The 14,195-nt window shown below is 66.2% G+C and carries 13 protein-coding genes; 9 read left to right on the top strand and 4 right to left on the bottom strand.

All coding sequences use genetic code 11. From position 1 onward, the window contains the following. The first annotated feature begins 63 nt into the window (after positions 1–63). The 3 genes from GUY23_RS09700 to GUY23_RS09690 all read left to right on the top strand — a co-directional run bounded on the left by GUY23_RS09700 (position 64) and on the right by GUY23_RS09690 (position 2,120). Positions 64–393 carry a hypothetical protein gene (locus tag GUY23_RS09700; protein WP_208085305.1) on the top strand — a complete coding sequence of 110 codons (330 nt, stop codon included), beginning with the start codon at positions 64–66 and terminating at the stop codon, positions 391–393. A 197-nt stretch (positions 394–590) separates the two neighbouring features. Beyond that, the gene (locus GUY23_RS09695) at positions 591–1,379 is read left to right on the top strand and encodes a phosphatase (protein WP_166971821.1); all 789 of its coding nucleotides are present in this window, start codon (positions 591–593) and stop codon (positions 1,377–1,379) included. 12 nt (positions 1,380–1,391) lie between these two features. Further along, entirely contained in the window at positions 1,392–2,120 is a 729-nt protein-coding gene (locus GUY23_RS09690; RefSeq protein WP_166971819.1) for a hypothetical protein, read from the top strand. 1 nt (position 2,121) lies between these two features. Here the strand turns inward: GUY23_RS09690 and GUY23_RS09685 are convergent, their stop codons facing one another. Then, the gene (locus GUY23_RS09685; protein ID WP_166971817.1) at positions 2,122–2,673 is read right to left on the bottom strand and encodes a YbaK/EbsC family protein; all 552 of its coding nucleotides are present in this window, start codon (positions 2,671–2,673) and stop codon (positions 2,122–2,124) included. A gap of 176 nt (positions 2,674–2,849) precedes the next feature. Between GUY23_RS09685 and GUY23_RS09680 the strand changes: the two genes are divergently transcribed. After that, a complete protein-coding gene (locus GUY23_RS09680) occupies positions 2,850–3,104 on the top strand; it encodes a type B 50S ribosomal protein L31 (RefSeq protein WP_009375892.1) in 255 nt (84 codons plus the stop codon). A gap of 144 nt (positions 3,105–3,248) precedes the next feature. Here GUY23_RS09680 and GUY23_RS09675 read toward each other — a convergent pair whose 3' ends face one another. The 3 genes from GUY23_RS09675 to GUY23_RS09665 all read right to left on the bottom strand — a co-directional run bounded on the left by GUY23_RS09675 (position 3,249) and on the right by GUY23_RS09665 (position 5,374). After that, complete coding sequence (locus GUY23_RS09675) at positions 3,249–4,073, bottom strand: PfkB family carbohydrate kinase (RefSeq protein WP_166971815.1); 825 nt, start codon at positions 4,071–4,073, stop codon at positions 3,249–3,251. A 44-nt stretch (positions 4,074–4,117) separates the two neighbouring features. Further along, entirely contained in the window at positions 4,118–4,582 is a 465-nt protein-coding gene (locus GUY23_RS09670; RefSeq protein ID WP_166971813.1) for a tRNA (cytidine(34)-2'-O)-methyltransferase, read from the bottom strand. Positions 4,583–4,672: 90 nt separating this feature from the next. Further along, positions 4,673–5,374 (bottom strand): class I SAM-dependent methyltransferase, encoded by a 702-nt coding sequence (locus GUY23_RS09665; RefSeq protein ID WP_166971811.1) that lies wholly within the window; start codon positions 5,372–5,374, stop codon positions 4,673–4,675. Between the two features lie 411 nt (positions 5,375–5,785). On the opposite strand from GUY23_RS09665, the gene GUY23_RS09660 reads away from it, so the two are divergent. The 5 genes from GUY23_RS09660 to metX all read left to right on the top strand — a co-directional run bounded on the left by GUY23_RS09660 (position 5,786) and on the right by metX (position 14,170). After that, a complete protein-coding gene (locus tag GUY23_RS09660) occupies positions 5,786–6,568 on the top strand; it encodes a DNA recombination/repair protein RecA (protein WP_228282188.1) in 783 nt (260 codons plus the stop codon). Continuing rightward, positions 6,558–8,144: a DNA polymerase Y family protein gene (locus tag GUY23_RS09655; RefSeq protein WP_166971809.1), complete on the top strand. Its 1,587-nt coding sequence runs from the start codon at positions 6,558–6,560 to the stop codon at positions 8,142–8,144. Before GUY23_RS09660 ends, GUY23_RS09655 begins: the two co-directional genes overlap by 11 nt. Before the next feature lie 61 nt (positions 8,145–8,205). Continuing rightward, positions 8,206–11,643, top strand: a complete 3,438-nt coding sequence (locus GUY23_RS09650; protein ID WP_166971807.1) for an error-prone DNA polymerase — start codon at positions 8,206–8,208, stop codon at positions 11,641–11,643. 168 nt (positions 11,644–11,811) lie between these two features. After that, positions 11,812–13,134: an O-acetylhomoserine aminocarboxypropyltransferase/cysteine synthase family protein gene (locus GUY23_RS09645; RefSeq protein ID WP_166971805.1), complete on the top strand. Its 1,323-nt coding sequence runs from the start codon at positions 11,812–11,814 to the stop codon at positions 13,132–13,134. 1 nt (position 13,135) lies between these two features. Then, a complete protein-coding gene (gene metX / locus GUY23_RS09640) occupies positions 13,136–14,170 on the top strand; it encodes a homoserine O-acetyltransferase MetX (RefSeq protein WP_166971803.1) in 1,035 nt (344 codons plus the stop codon). The last annotated feature ends 25 nt before the right edge of the window (positions 14,171–14,195 follow it).

The following is a 14,195-nucleotide window of genomic DNA, read 5'->3' as shown; positions in this document are numbered from 1 at the left end:
AGCGGCTGGTTCTCACGCACCGAAATCGACAGGCAACTGGTCAGAGGGGCGACGGAGACCCGTATGTATGCCGCTGAAGTGCTGCTCACCGTCACAGGGAGGGTTTCCTTGTCGAGGCAGAAGGCGGGCTATGTCAGTCCCGCCCTCTGGTGTTGTGTCATGGACAGAATTGAGCTCTTCAGTTCGAACGACGAAACGACATCGATTGAAGTACGTCTCACTGGCGAGACAGTTTGGCTGACCCAACAGCAGATCGCTGAGCTCTTCGAGACCTCCCGCGAGAATATCGCGATGCATCTGAGAAACGTATTCTCGGAAGGGGAGTTGGACGAGAAAGCAACATGTAAGGATTTCTTACAGGTTCGCCAAGAAGGCTTCCGCAATCGACAGTAACGCTCTTGCCGCACTGACACTCCTGGTTGCCATGAGTGATCCTTCAGAGAAGGACCTGATGACCTCCTTGATCATTCGGATGCTCACGACCGTCTCGGAGTGAGTTGGAGTGAAGCTTGCTGACTGGTTCGTCGGCCCCAGGTGTATAGAGTTGAGCTGAGCCGACTGGGCTCGAAGAGTTCCGAATAAGGAGATCAGTGGACCGCAGCACGTTAGCCCATGTCCTGGAAGCCGGACGGATCACCGGTGAGGTAGCCACCCCACGGGAGAACAACCTCTCCCACATCCACCGGTTCCTCGCCCAAGAACGGCAGTTCGACTTCGGCGTCGAGCTGACCCGCGATTGGGACTATGAATCCGTATTCGCACTCATGGTCGACCGGGCCGGTCTGCGCCCCGATCCCGAGTTCGTCGAAGGCGTCGACACGATCTCCACCGATCAGTGCATTGCGGCCCTGGAGAAGCTCGCCGAGGCCGTCGGCGACGTCAGCCGTGCCGGGGGTCGGATCCTCTTCGCCACCGGCCACCCCGCGGGTCTGCTGCCCGTGCACATGGCCATCGCTGCGGCCGCGAAGGCTGCCGGCGCAGTCATCGACAGCGGCGACCATCTCATTCCCGTGCCCGAGATCGGAGGCGACGTCCGGCAGATCAACAATGTCTGGACCTGGCACCTGCACGGCGGCAGCCCGCACACGCACCTGGCCGAACCCATGCATGCCCTTCTCGACGATATCGCCGCCCGCGGAGGCAGCACTCCGGATCTCGTCGTCGCCGACCACGGGTGGGCCGGAGCGGCCTCGAGCCGGGGACTGCGCACCATCGGCTACGCCGACTGCAACGATCCGGCGCTCTTCGTTGCCGAGGAACAGGGACAGATCGAGGCCACCATTCCCTTGGACGATGACGTCGTCCCCAACCTCTACGCCTCGCTCATCGACTTCGTCATCGAGCGGGCCGGGCTGGCCCAATCGATCGAGACAACGTGATCGGATCAAGGGATGACGATCATCGAACGCGCACAAGAACTGGCCCGGCTCGAGGCCAGTGGATGGTTCCGCCTCTCCGATGCGCTGAATGCTCTCGACGTCCCGGCGGACTTCGGCGGCCGCGCCCTGTCATATCTGAGATCGCAGAGCCATGCGTGGTGGCGAAGTGCTGAGGAGAGAGGACAGGAGCTGGCAGCCTGGATGGCGGGGCACCGCTTCGCGGAACAGGCGGAACTCGGACTTCTCATCGTACCGAGCCCGTCGGTTCTCGACGTGCGCGGTCGACTGCCGCAGTCACTGCGCTCGGCGCAGCGCAACGACCTGCTCGACGATGTCGTCGACGACCGCCTCGGCGCTGGTGTCGACAGCGTCGCCGTGGGAACGTCCGCCTCGGTGTTCCTCACGTGTGTCGGCATATACGGGATCTCACTGGGCAGCTTCGATGACATCATCGCCCGTGATCCTGCCGAATGCACTGTCACCGATACCGACATCCGCACGACCATGACCCGGCAATTATGGGGAGCGCGTGTCCTTCAAGCAGGAACAGCGGCCCTGCCGGATACCGAGCTCAACGATTCGTGGACGTTCACTCTCTTCGTCGGCGACGGTCTCAGCGCTGGAATGGTCGGCTCGGGAACGATCCTCAAATCCCATGTGCGATTCCGGCTGGGGAAGTCGAATCGGGGAATCGGGTCGGCACGTGTCGCCCCGGCTCTTCACCTCGGCGACATCGACTGACTCAGTCGATGTCGTTTGCGAGCCCCTCGACCACCTCGGCGCCGGGAAGAGACGCGAGAGCGGAACCGGAGAGCAGCAGCTTCGAACCGCGGATGCCGGAGCCGATGATGAGCTCCTTGGCTTCGGCGACGCGGGAGTCGATGAGCACCCGGTAGTTCTCGGGCAGGCCGATCGGACCGATTCCGCCGTACTCCATTCCGGATTCGGTGACCGCGCGTTCGAGGGGCAGGAAGGACGCCTTGCGGACGTCGAGGAGCTTCTTCACTCGTTTGTTGACGTCGGCTCGGGTGTTCGCGAGCACCATGCACGCCGCGATCCGCTCCTCACCGGACCGCGAACCGGCGACGAGCACGCAGTTCGCCGAGGTGGCCGGCGGCAGATCGGCCGCGTCGAGCAGGGCAGCGGTGTCCGCGATCTGCGGGTCGATCGCGAAGACCTCGACTTCGCCGGTGACCGTCGGCAGAGCCTGCGCGGTGGCCTCGGCGAGGAGCTCGGGAGCCTCTGCGGCCGGCTGGAGGGTGAACTGAGTGGAGATGCGTTCCTTTGTGGTCATGGCCACAGTCTAGGAGATAGGTGTCGAATCGCTTTGCCTGCGCCCATCGGTTACACTGGACTGTCGCTTCGTGTCCGGTTCCTACGGTTCGGAGCGTGTCCAGCAGACGAATTCGGGCACTGGCGGATGGGCCGACCCATACCAGGCGCCTGAAAGAATTCAGCAGAGGTAAGAATATGAAGAAGGACATCCACCCGGAATACGCGCCGATCGTGTTCAACGATCTGGCCTCCGGCACCAAGTTCCTCACCCGCTCCACGGCTAAGAGCGACAAGACCATCGAGTGGGAAGACGGCAACACCTACCCCGTGATCGACGTCGAGATCTCGTCCGCTTCGCACCCGTTCTACACGGGCAAGCAGCGCATCCTCGACTCCGCCGGCCGCGTGGAGAAGTTCAAGGACCGCTACAAGGGCTTCGGCAAGCGCTGATCCCACAGGCGTTCCACACAGTTTCATACGAACTGCCCCGCACACCACAAGGTGTGCGGGGCAGTTCGCTGTCTGCGTACCGTGAGCGTTCCTCGAACAGGGGTGTCTGCGTCCCCGCAGGGACGCAGACGAACACAGCGGAGCTCAGTCCACGTTCACCCTGACCTCGGGAGAAGGCTGGGTCCGGGCGGCCGGGTGCAGCAGTGAGGCGACACCGGTGGCATTGTCGAGGCAGTTCGCGATTCCGTGGGCGACCTTCTCCTTCGCGGTGATGACCGCGTCGCGGATGTCGAGGCCGGTGGCGATGCCGGCGGCGATCGACGACGCGAACGAACATCCCGCTCCGTTGACGAGCTTGTCGTTGACCTTGCGCGAGCGCAGCGTCGTCACAGTCTCACCGTCGAAGAGGACGTCGACGGCGTCCTCGCCGGCCAGTCGGGCGCCGCCCTTGACGACGACGTTCTGTGCGCCCTGGGAACGGATGATCGTCGCCGCCTCGATCATGCCCTCGACGGAGTCGATGGGGGCGAGATCGGCCAGTGTCGCGGCCTCTTCGAGATTCGGAGTGATGACGGTGGCCAGGGGCACGAGGTTCTCGACGAAGAGATCCTTGAGGTCGACCATGGTGCCGACCCCCTTGCACACGAGCACGGGGTCGAAGACATAGGGCAGCTCGTTGGACTTGAGTTCCTCGGCCAGGACCAGCGCCGATTCGACGGATCCGAGCATGCCGGATTTGATGGTGTCGAACCTGTGCACGGCCAGCGTCGACTCGAGCTGGCGATTGACGACCTCGGGGTCGATGAATTCGACGACATGGGTGAAGCTGTCGTTCGGGTCGAACGTGACGATGCAGGTGACGACGGCGGTGCCGAAGGCACCGTACTCCTCGAACATCTTCAGATCGGCTTCCAACCCCGCGCCTCCGGAGACATCGGAGCCGGCGACGGTGAGCACTTTGGCGGTCATGGTGGTCCTTTCGGGTAAAGCTGACGCGAAGAATTCTACGCGGTTCAGGCCCCCGCGTATCCGTGCTGCCGCCAGGCTTCGTAGAGGGCGATCGACGCCGAGTTCGCGAGGTTGAGCGAACGTCGTGCCGGCAGCATGGGGATGCGCACCGTCATGTCCACGTGCTCATCGTTGACGACCTCATCGGGCAGTCCTGTCGACTCCCGTCCGAACAGGAGGACGTCCCCGTCTCGGTAGTCCACCTCGGCGAAGGAATCGGTCGTATGTGTGCTGAACGCGATCACCCGACGATCACCGAGGTGGTCCCACAGTTCGGTGATCGAGGGATGGACGGTGACGTGGGCGAGGTCGTGATAGTCGAGACCGGCCCGGCGCAGCTTCGCATCGGTGAGGTCGAAGCCGAGCGGTTCGACGAGGTGGAGGTGGGCGCCGGTGACCGCGGCGAGCCGGATGGCATTGCCGGTGTTGCCGGGGATCTCGGGAGTGTGGAAGACGATGTCGATGTTCATATCCCCCTCATCTTCTCACCTCATGGTGCACCGGTCAGACAGTGCGGTCGCACTTTCGCCGCGACGAGTCGGCTGGTGCGGTCGACTTCTTCATCGCTCTGTTCTGCGGACGAGGAGATATCCCTGGCGGGTCGCCTCGGGGTAGCGTCCGGATCGGTCGGGTTCGCGTTCGAGACGGGTGGCGGGGGTGAACCCGTGGGGCTCGAGAGCGGTGAGCACCTCGTCGATCGACCGTCGGTGGAAGTCGAGGTCGACGTCGAAGCCGGCGAGATCGGAGAAGTGATCGACTCGGTCGCCGAGCTGGAACGCCAACTGGAACCAGCCGCCCGGGCGGAGGACGCGAGCCGCCTCGGCGAAAGCGGTCGAGAGCTCCTCATCGGGGATGTGGATGATCGAGTACCAGGCGACGAGGCCGGAGAACGTGTCATCGGCATAGGGCAGGGCGGTCATCGTCCCGACAGCGAAGTCAAGGCTCGGATAGAGGCCGCGGGCGAGTTCGATCATGGCAGGGGAGAGGTCGAGGCCACTCGGTGTGAGTCCGAGGGCCGCGAGGAACGAGGTGATGCGTCCGGGTCCGCAGCCGATGTCGAGGACGTCGGAGGAGCCGGTGGCGAGCACGAGCTCGGAGTAGGCCCCGAGCACTGCACGGTCATGCGGCTTGGCGGTGAGCTCGTCGGCGATCCAGTCGGTGTACATCGTCGCGATCGCATCATAGGACTCCCGCGTCGGGGCCTCGCGGGCTGATCTGCCAGGGGAGTCAGGGTCTGCGGTGGCGTTCGTGCCGTCAGTCATGACGTCACCCTACCCGGGCGCACTGACGTCAGCGCCTCGCGGGGAGCGGGCGGCGCTGGCCTTGGGCAGTGATACGGCTTCTGCCAGCAGAAACGAAACAGAATCGAATTTCTGAAACAGTGAATGACCTGAGTTCATCATCGGTGGAATCCTCGTGTCAGCGGCGAGTTCTAGAGTGAAGGTCCGGTCGGCGGTCATGAGGGCTGCGGAACCGGAGCGCCGAATGGTCAAGGAAAGGGGAGTCATGCGCAATGATGAATTGGCCGATCCGGGCGCCGCCGGCGGTGGCTATGGCTGTGACCTGGGGCTCTGCATCGCCTGGATGTTCGAAGCCGAATGGGACACGCCCGGGCGAGCAATGCGGTTGCCTGAATCTTGCCAATTTAGAACACCAGTTCGATAATGGATGTCATGTCAGCCGCACCAGTCGTTCAGCAGCTCAGCCGGGAGATGGGGATCTCCACGGCCACGGCGCTGTTGGACAGGATCCCACCTCACCCGGTGGATCCCGTGCTCTCTCCGTTGTTTCGCCGCGGCGGCCTGCCTCGGGGCGAACTCGTCACCGTCACCGGAGAACTGTCTCTCAGCTGTGCACTGGCGACGATCGCCGCAGCGACTCGGGAGCAGAAATGGTGTGCGGGCATCGGTCTCGGTGAGCCCGCGGTGTCCTCGATCGCCGACCTCGGCGTCGACCTCGACCACTTCGTCAATCTCGCCACTCCTGGGGAGGACTGGCTGCGCGTGGCCTCGATCCTCATCGAATCCTTCGACATCATCCTCGTCGACCCCGGCTTCGCTCCGAGTGCAAAGGAGCGTGCCCGGCTGCTGGCGAAGATCCGCGAACGGCGCATGAGCCTCATCAGCCTCCGGCCTCTGTCCGGCAGCACCGAGCAGATCGAGATCACGGACGCCCATTGGTCGGGTGCCGAGCGTGGCCGCGGGCGTCTGCGGGCCTGCCTCGTCCGCGCCCGGTCGCAGACGGGAACCCACCGCTTCCTGCTGCCCGGCCCGACCGGAACCCCCGCCGAGGTCCCGGCAGGGACGCTGGAGGTCCTGACCGGCGGAAGCCAGTCCGGAGCGCCGGACGTCTCTGCGGAAGACACCCCTGCGGACCCGCAGGATCCACAGGACTCGCAGGACCCGCGGTGGGCGACGATCACGCATCTGCGGCAGGTGATCGGTCATGTCGGATGAACCGCGGCGCACTCTCGTGCTCACCGTGCCCGACTGGCCGGCCGTGGCCGCCGCGGCCGAACACGAGATCGGCCCCGGCCATCCGGTCGCGGTCCTCCACGGCGGCAAGGTCATCGCCGCCAATTCGCCCGCCCGCACCGCCGGTGTCGCCCTCGGCAACAACAAACGAGCCGTGGGATACCGGTGCCCCGAAGCCCATGTCGTGACCTGGGACGAAGACGTGGACAACCGTCGCTTCAGCGCTGGAGTCGGAGCCCTCGAAGACCTCGTTGCGCGCTTCACCCTGCTCAGCCCGGGAACCCTGGCGATCCCGCTCGACTCCCTCCGGCACGGCTACCCCGATGAGCCCAGCGCCGTCGAGGCCCTCGTCTCCGCCCTCGTGGCCGAGACCGGATGGGAGTTCTTCCCCGGCATCGCCGACACTGTCTTCGCCGCGGTCCTCGCCTCCGGTCAGGCCCGCCGGGTCGAACCCGGACAGACTGTGGACTTCCTCGCCGCTCAGCCGATCACGACGTTGGAATACGCCGGCACCGAGGCGACCGCGCTCATCGAGGTCTTCCTGCAGCTGGGTCTGCGCACCCTCGGCGACCTCGCCCGGCTCGAAGCCAAGGACGTGAACTCACGTTTCGGTGCCTTCGGCCGGCATGTCCACGACCTGGCCTGCGGTCGGGCGGGGGCACCGCCGGCCGACCACATCCGCGCAGAGCGGCTTGAGGTCGAACTCGGCCTCGAAGCTCCCACGACCCGCAGCGACACCCTCGGATTCCTCGCCCGACAGCTCGGGAGGGAACTGCTGGCCAAGGTGCGCAGACAGGGACTCGTCTGCACCCAGATCACGATCGAACTCGACGCCGCGGGCGGGCAGTCCTCCTCCCGGACCTGGCGGATCGAGGACATGCAGGAGAACGCGATCGCCGACCGGCTGCGGTGGCAGGCCGAGGGCTGGCTGGCCGGAGCGAGTGCCGGACAGGGATCCCCGCGCGGTGCCGCAGATCCGGCACCCGACGCCGAGGACTTCTCCGAGGACGGCATCATCGCGCTGCGACTCATCGCAGCGGAGCTGACGACTCCGATCGGTGCCACGCGGAGTCTGTTCGACGAGAACACCGGGCAGATCACCCACACCCTCGAACGCCTGCAGGGACTCTTCGGCCCCGACGCAGTCCTGGTCCCCGGCATCCAAGGCGGATGGGACCCGGCCGAGACGAACCTGTGGACCCCGTGGCAGCAGACCGCCGCACCCGCCCGCAGCCCCCAGGCTCCCTGGCCCGGCGCCCTGCACGCACCGAGGCCGACCACCGTCGAACATTCGGCTATCGACGTGCTCGCCGCCGACGGCTCTCCGGTGGAGGCCCGACCCTCAGGATTGGACACCGCACCGGCGACGATCAGATTCCCCACGGGACAGACCGAAGCCATCACCGACTATTCCGGATCCTGGCCCATCGAATCGGGATGGTGGGACCCCGGGCGGACCGTCTACCGAACCCGCCTGCAGGTCGTGACCGAGCAGGGCAGAGCCCTCCTGCTGAGCAAGGAACACGGCCAGTGGTACCTCACCGGCCGCTACCGCTGACCCGAGTGCACCAGACACGCACCGTTGACGTGATACGCACCGTTGAGAGGAGGAGACGCCGATGGGATTCTCGAATCCGCGCACACCCTGGTCGAAGCTGGCCCGTCGGCTCGAAGGAAAGGGGGTCCCAGGCCAGCCAGGGGCAGACCGTCCCGTCGACAAGCATGCCGACGGTTCCGATGCCCCGGCGTTCTCCCGCCCGGACCGCTACCAGGTCTCGGTCGGCCCACGCGGTCCCGACGGACGCGACCGCTACCACGGCACATCCGTCGACGGCGCGGGCGCGAAGCGGGGACCGCTGCTGCGGCGAGCGAGCGTGGACTGGGCGGAGCTGCACGTGCACTCCCAGTTCAGCTTCCTCGACGGTGCCTCCGATCCCGAGGAGCTCGTGGCCGCCGGTGCGGCCGCCGGGCTGACCTCTCTGGCGCTGACCGATCACAATGGCCTCTACGGTGCGGTCCGCTTCGCCCATGCCGCCGCCGAGGTGGGCCTGCCCACCGTGTTCGGATCCGAACTGTCCGTGGGGCTGAGCGAGAAGATCCCCGGCCAGACCGACCCCGATGCCACCCACCTGCTCGTCCTCGCCCGCAGCGTCGACGGCTATCACCGCCTCTCCCAAGCCATCACCGAGGCGAATCTGCGCGGAGAGAAGAACCGTCCGGTCTTCGACCTCGAAGAGCTGGCGGCCATGGACGGGGACTGGATGATCCTCACCGGCTGCCGCAAGGGACCGCTGCGGCGCGCCCTGACCGATCCCGACGGCGGTCTGGGTGCTCTGCGCAGTCTCGTCGCCCTGTTCGGGCGCGACCGGATCGCCGTCGAACTCAGCCGGGATGGAACCCCCGATGATGATGAGCGGCTGCGCCACCTCGGCGATCTGGCGGAGCGCACCCGTCTGCCGATCATGGCCAGCAACACCGTCCACTTCGCCACCCGCGCCCGCTGGAAGTCTGCGCAGGTGCGGGCCTCGGTGCGATCCCGGCTGTCGCTGGACGAACTGTCCGGATGGCTGCCGGCGACGGCGAATGCACGGATCCACACCGGTGAGGAGATGCTCGCACGGTTCCCCCGTCAGGCGCTGGAGAACGCGGTGCGGATCGGGCGGGAATGCTCCTTCGTCCTCGGCTCGGCCCGCCCCGATCTGCCGAAGGCGCCGATGCCCGATGACGGCGACGGGGAGGCCTATCTGCGCGGTCTCATCGCCGAACGCGGACGGCAGCGCTACGGACCCCGCACCGAGCACCCCAGAGCGTGGGAGCAGCTGGACCGGGAGATGGACATGATCGCCCAGCTGGGCTTCTGCGGCTACTTCCTCATCGTCTTCGACATCACCGAATTCTGCCGCAATATGGGAATCTTCTGCCAGGGCCGGGGCTCGGCGGCGAACTCCGCGGTCTGCTTCGTCCTCGGCATCACCGCCGTCGACGCGGTCAAGCACGGGCTGCTCTTCGACCGGTTCCTGTCCCCGGACCGCAAGGGGTACCCGGACATCGACATCGACATCGAATCAGGTCGCCGCGAAGAGGTCATCCAGTACGTCTACGACCACTTCGGCCGCGACCGGGCGGCTCAGGTGGCCAATGTCATCACCTACCGCGCGAAGTCGGCGATCCGCGATGCCGCGTTCAGCCTCGGCTACGCTCCCGGACAGCAGGACGCATTCTCGAAGTCGAGTAACCGGTGGGCCAGTCTGCCCGACGCCGAGGACTCCCCGGTGCCCGCCCCCGTCCTCACCGTCGCCGGTGACCTGCTCGGCTCGCCCCGGCATCTGGGCATCCACTCCGGCGGGATGATCCTGGCCGACCGACCCATCGGGGAGGTGGTGCCGATCGAGAAGGCGACGATGGGCCACCGCACCGTGGTGCAGTGGGACAAGGACGACTGCGAGGCCATGGAGCTGGTGAAGTTCGACCTGCTCGGCTTGGGCATGCTCACCGCCCTGCACGAGATGGTCGGACTCGTCTATCGCCACACCGGGGAACTCATCGATCGGGCGGAGATCGACGATGAGGACGAGGACGTGTACGACATGCTCTGCCGTGCCGATGCCGTCGGCGTCTTCCAGGTCGAATCCCGCGCCCAGCTCGCGACCCTGCCCAGGCTGCGTCCGCGGACCTTCTACGATCTCGCCGTGCAGGTCGCGCTCATCCGCCCCGGCCCCATCCAGGGCGGCTCCGTCCACCCCTACATCCGCAGGAGACAGGGCCTCGATACGGTCGAATACCTCCATCCGCTGTTGGAGAAGTCCCTGGCCAAGACCTGCGGGGTGCCGCTGTTCCAGGAGCAGCTGATGCAGATGGCCATCGACGTTGGCGGCTTCACGGGGGCCGATGCCGACCGTCTGCGGCAGGCCATGGGCTCACGCCGCTCGGAGAGGCGGATGGCCGAACTCGCGGAGAGATTCCGTACGGGCGCCCTTGCCCGCGGGGTCGACGAGGACACCGCCGAGGCGATCTTCGCGACCATCGCGGCCTTCGCGAACTACGGGTTCCCCGAATCGCACGCCATCAGCTTCGCGAACCTCGTCTACCAGTCCGCCTGGTTCAAACTCCACCACCATGCGGCCTTCACCGCCGGTCTGCTGCGCAGCCAGCCGATGGGCTTCTACTCCCCGCAGTCGCTCATCACCGATGCCCGCCGCCATGGTGTGCCGATTCTGCCGGTCGACATCCGCTGGTCGCAGGCGGAGACGGACCTCGAGAGGGTCGGTGCCGGGGAACAGGGGCACAGCACCGCCGCCACGGGAGCGGGCACGGTCGCTTCGGTCGGGGACGCCGACGGCGCGGCCGCCTCGGCGGGGGAGCTGGGGATACGTCTGGGACTCGAATCGGTCGCCCACGTCGGCACCTTCGCCGAGGTGATCGTCCGTGAGCGCGCGATCGCTCCCTTCACCTCGGTGGCGGATCTGGCCGAACGCACCGGCATCGGCAAGCAGGCTCTGGAATCCCTGGCCACGGCCGGGGCCCTGTCCGGATTCGACCTCGACCGCCGGCAGGCGCTGTGGCTGGCCGGGGGAGTCGCCGGCGCCCATCCGGGACTGCTGCCGGGCACCGCCTCGGTGGACTCGGCACCGAGCCTGCCGAGCATGGACGCCTTCGATACGACCCTGGCCGAACTCTTCTCCACCGGGATCACCGTCGACGGCTATCCCACGGAGATCCTGCGCGATCAGCTCATCGCCCGCGGATACTCCTCAACTGCGGATGCCGCGGCCGCCGCGGACGGAACCCGGATGAGCGTGGCTGCGATCGTCACCCACCGGCAGCGCCCGGCGACCGCCTCGGGGATCACCTTCATCAACTTGGAGGACGAGTTCGGGATGCTCAACGTCGTCGCCACGGCCGGGCTGATGAAACGCTTCCGGACGGTCGCGACCTCGCGGAACTTCCTCGTCGTCACCGGGCTCATCCAGCGCGGGGGAGAGGTCGTGAGCCTCTACGCGCACAAACTCATCCCGCTCGAGGTGCAGCTGCCGACGAAGGCACGGAACTTTCGCTGACCCGCAGGTCCCAGACGACGACCGCGCACAGGGGTATGACGAAACATGACGGACGATGACAGCCACATGACACATCCGCCCTCACCGCGAAGCGAAGTCGATGACAGTAGACACGTCACCACCACCGATCCGCACCGCCTCCGCCGAGGCACCCACGAAGGAGAGATCATGACCCAGGCATTCGAAACCCGCCAGATCCATGCCGGACAGGTTCCCGATCCGAACACCGGATCGCGCGCCCTGCCCATTCACCAGACCACCTCGTTCGTATTCAACGACGCCGCGCATGCGGCCAGCCGCTTCGCGCTGACCGACGTCGGCCCCGTCTACAGCCGACTGACGAACCCCACGAACGAGGTCGTGGAGAACCGCATCGCCGACCTGGAAGGCGGAGTCCACGCAGTCCTCACCGCCTCAGGCCAGTCCGCGGCCTTCCTGGCCATCACGAACATCGCCGGAGCCGGAGACCACATCGTGGCCAGCTCCAGCCTCTACGGCGGAACCGTCAACCTCTTCGACGTCACGCTGCGCAAGCTCGGCATCGACACCACCTTCGTCGACGTCGATGACCACGAAGCGTGGAAGAACGCGATCCAGGACAACACCAAACTCGTCTTCGGCGAGGTCGTGTCGAACCCGCGTTCGGACATCCTCGATATCGAAGCGATCGCCGCGATCGCCCACGAGGCCGGTGTCCCGCTGATCGTCGACAACACCCTGGCCAGCCCCTACCTCGTGCGTCCCATCGAGCACGGCGCCGACGTCGTCGTCCACTCGGCCACGAAGTACCTCGGCGGACACGGCAACTCCGTCGCCGGCGTCATCGTCGACAGCGGCAACTTCGACTACGGCGCACAGCCGGAGAAGTTCCCCGGCTTCAACGAACCCGATGTCACCTACAACGGCCTCGTCTTCGCCCGCGACCTCGGCGCCGACGGACCTTTCGGTGCGAACGTGTCCTACGGACTCAAGGCCCGCGTGCAGGGCCTGCGCGACATCGGACCTTCGCTCAGCCCGCACAGCGCCTTCCTGCTCGCCCAGGGCATCGAAACCCTGAGCCTGCGCATCGAACGCCACGTCGAGAACGCCACCAAGGTCGCTGTCTACCTCGAAGGCCACGACCAGGTCGACCGCGTCGCCTATGCGGGCCTCGAATCCAGCCCCTGGAACGGCCTGGCCAAGAAGTACCTGCCGGGCGGCGTGGGCTCGGTGCTCGCATTCGACATCGCCGGCGGCTACGACGCAGCCGTGGCGTTCGTCGACGCCCTGGAGCTGCACTCGCTGGTGGCGAACATCGGCGACGTCCGCTCGCTCGTCATCCACCCGGCCTCGACCACGCATGCGCAGCTCGACGAAGAGGCCCAGAAGGCTGCCGGCGTCAACCCGGCGCTGGTGCGCCTGTCCGTCGGCATCGAAGGCATCGACGACATCATCGCCGACCTCGACAAGGGCTTCGCAGCGGCTGCCGCGAAGGCGCAGACCGCGGCCTGAGATGACCACCCAGAGCACCTCCGTCGAGCGGATTCTGGGCTTCGGCACGGATTCCGGGCATACGTTCGGCACAGTTGAGATCGCCTATGAGACCTTCGGCACTCTCAACGCGGATCGCAGCAATGCGATCCTCATCGAACACGCCCTCACCGGCGACACCCACGTCACCGAATGGTGGTCGGGTGTCGTCGGTCCCGGCGAAGCCGTGGACACGAACGAGTACTACGTGGTGTGTGCGAACTCGCTCGGCGGATGCTCGGGCACGACCGGGCCGCAGTCGACCTTCGACGACGGACTGGCCTACGGCTCACGCTTCCCGGCGGTCTCGATCCGAGACATGGCGAGACTGGAGCACAACCTCGCCCAGATCCTCGGCATCGAGTCCTGGGCGGCGGTCATCGGCGGATCCATGGGTGGAGCACGAGCACTCGAATTCGCTCTGCTCGACCAGCGGAAGGTGCGCAAATGCGCCGTCATCGCAGCACCGGCCTTCTGCGAGGCCGACCAGATCGCGTGGGCGATGATGCAGGAGCGGGCGATCGAACTCGACCCCGACTACTATGCCGGGGACTATTCCGCGGTCGGTCGCTTCCCGTCCCAAGGACTGGGCCTGGCGCGCCAGATCGCCCATCTGACCTACCGCAACGACGCCGATCTCAACGAGCGCTTCTCACGTCGGATGCGTTCGGAGAACTACTACGAGGTCAGCTCCTACCTCGACCATCAGGCGAAGAAGCTCACCGCTCGCTTCGACCCGCACAGCTACCTCGTGCTCACTCGCGCTCTGCGCGATCACGATGTGCGCCGCGGGCGCTCGAGTGACCTGCGCACCGCGCTGGCCGACGCCTGTACGGACAACCTCGTGATCTCCGTGTCCTCGGATCGACTGTTCCCGCCCGAGCAGCTGGAGGTCCTCGCCGAAGCGCTGCCGGGAAAGGTCCGTCACGAAGTCATCGACTCTCCCGTCGGCCACGATGGATTCCTCACCGAGTCGACCAAGATCTCGACTGTGCTCGCAGGCTTCCTCGCCGCCTGAGTGCTCCCGAACACGAGGAATCCCC

Source organism: Brevibacterium atlanticum (assembly GCF_011617245.1).
Lineage (GTDB): Bacteria > Actinomycetota > Actinomycetes > Actinomycetales > Brevibacteriaceae > Brevibacterium > Brevibacterium atlanticum.
Note: the sequence above shows the minus strand (reverse complement) of the source record. Positions and strands in the feature narration are given on the sequence as shown.

Coding starts and splice junctions, on each gene's coding strand:
- GUY23_RS09645 (WP_166971805.1), top strand. CDS start 11,812: ATGACCCAGGCATTCGAAACCCGCCAGATCCATGCCGGACAGGTTCCC.
- GUY23_RS09670 (WP_166971813.1), bottom strand. CDS start 4,582: ATGAACATCGACATCGTCTTCCACACTCCCGAGATCCCCGGCAACACC.
- GUY23_RS09680 (WP_009375892.1), top strand. CDS start 2,850: ATGAAGAAGGACATCCACCCGGAATACGCGCCGATCGTGTTCAACGAT.
- metX (WP_166971803.1), top strand. CDS start 13,136: ATGACCACCCAGAGCACCTCCGTCGAGCGGATTCTGGGCTTCGGCACG.
- GUY23_RS09685 (WP_166971817.1), bottom strand. CDS start 2,673: ATGACCACAAAGGAACGCATCTCCACTCAGTTCACCCTCCAGCCGGCC.
- GUY23_RS09690 (WP_166971819.1), top strand. CDS start 1,392: ATGACGATCATCGAACGCGCACAAGAACTGGCCCGGCTCGAGGCCAGT.
- GUY23_RS09650 (WP_166971807.1), top strand. CDS start 8,206: ATGGGATTCTCGAATCCGCGCACACCCTGGTCGAAGCTGGCCCGTCGG.
- GUY23_RS09660 (WP_228282188.1), top strand. CDS start 5,786: ATGTCAGCCGCACCAGTCGTTCAGCAGCTCAGCCGGGAGATGGGGATC.
- GUY23_RS09665 (WP_166971811.1), bottom strand. CDS start 5,374: ATGACTGACGGCACGAACGCCACCGCAGACCCTGACTCCCCTGGCAGA.
- GUY23_RS09700 (WP_208085305.1), top strand. CDS start 64: ATGTATGCCGCTGAAGTGCTGCTCACCGTCACAGGGAGGGTTTCCTTG.
- GUY23_RS09675 (WP_166971815.1), bottom strand. CDS start 4,073: ATGACCGCCAAAGTGCTCACCGTCGCCGGCTCCGATGTCTCCGGAGGC.
- GUY23_RS09655 (WP_166971809.1), top strand. CDS start 6,558: ATGTCGGATGAACCGCGGCGCACTCTCGTGCTCACCGTGCCCGACTGG.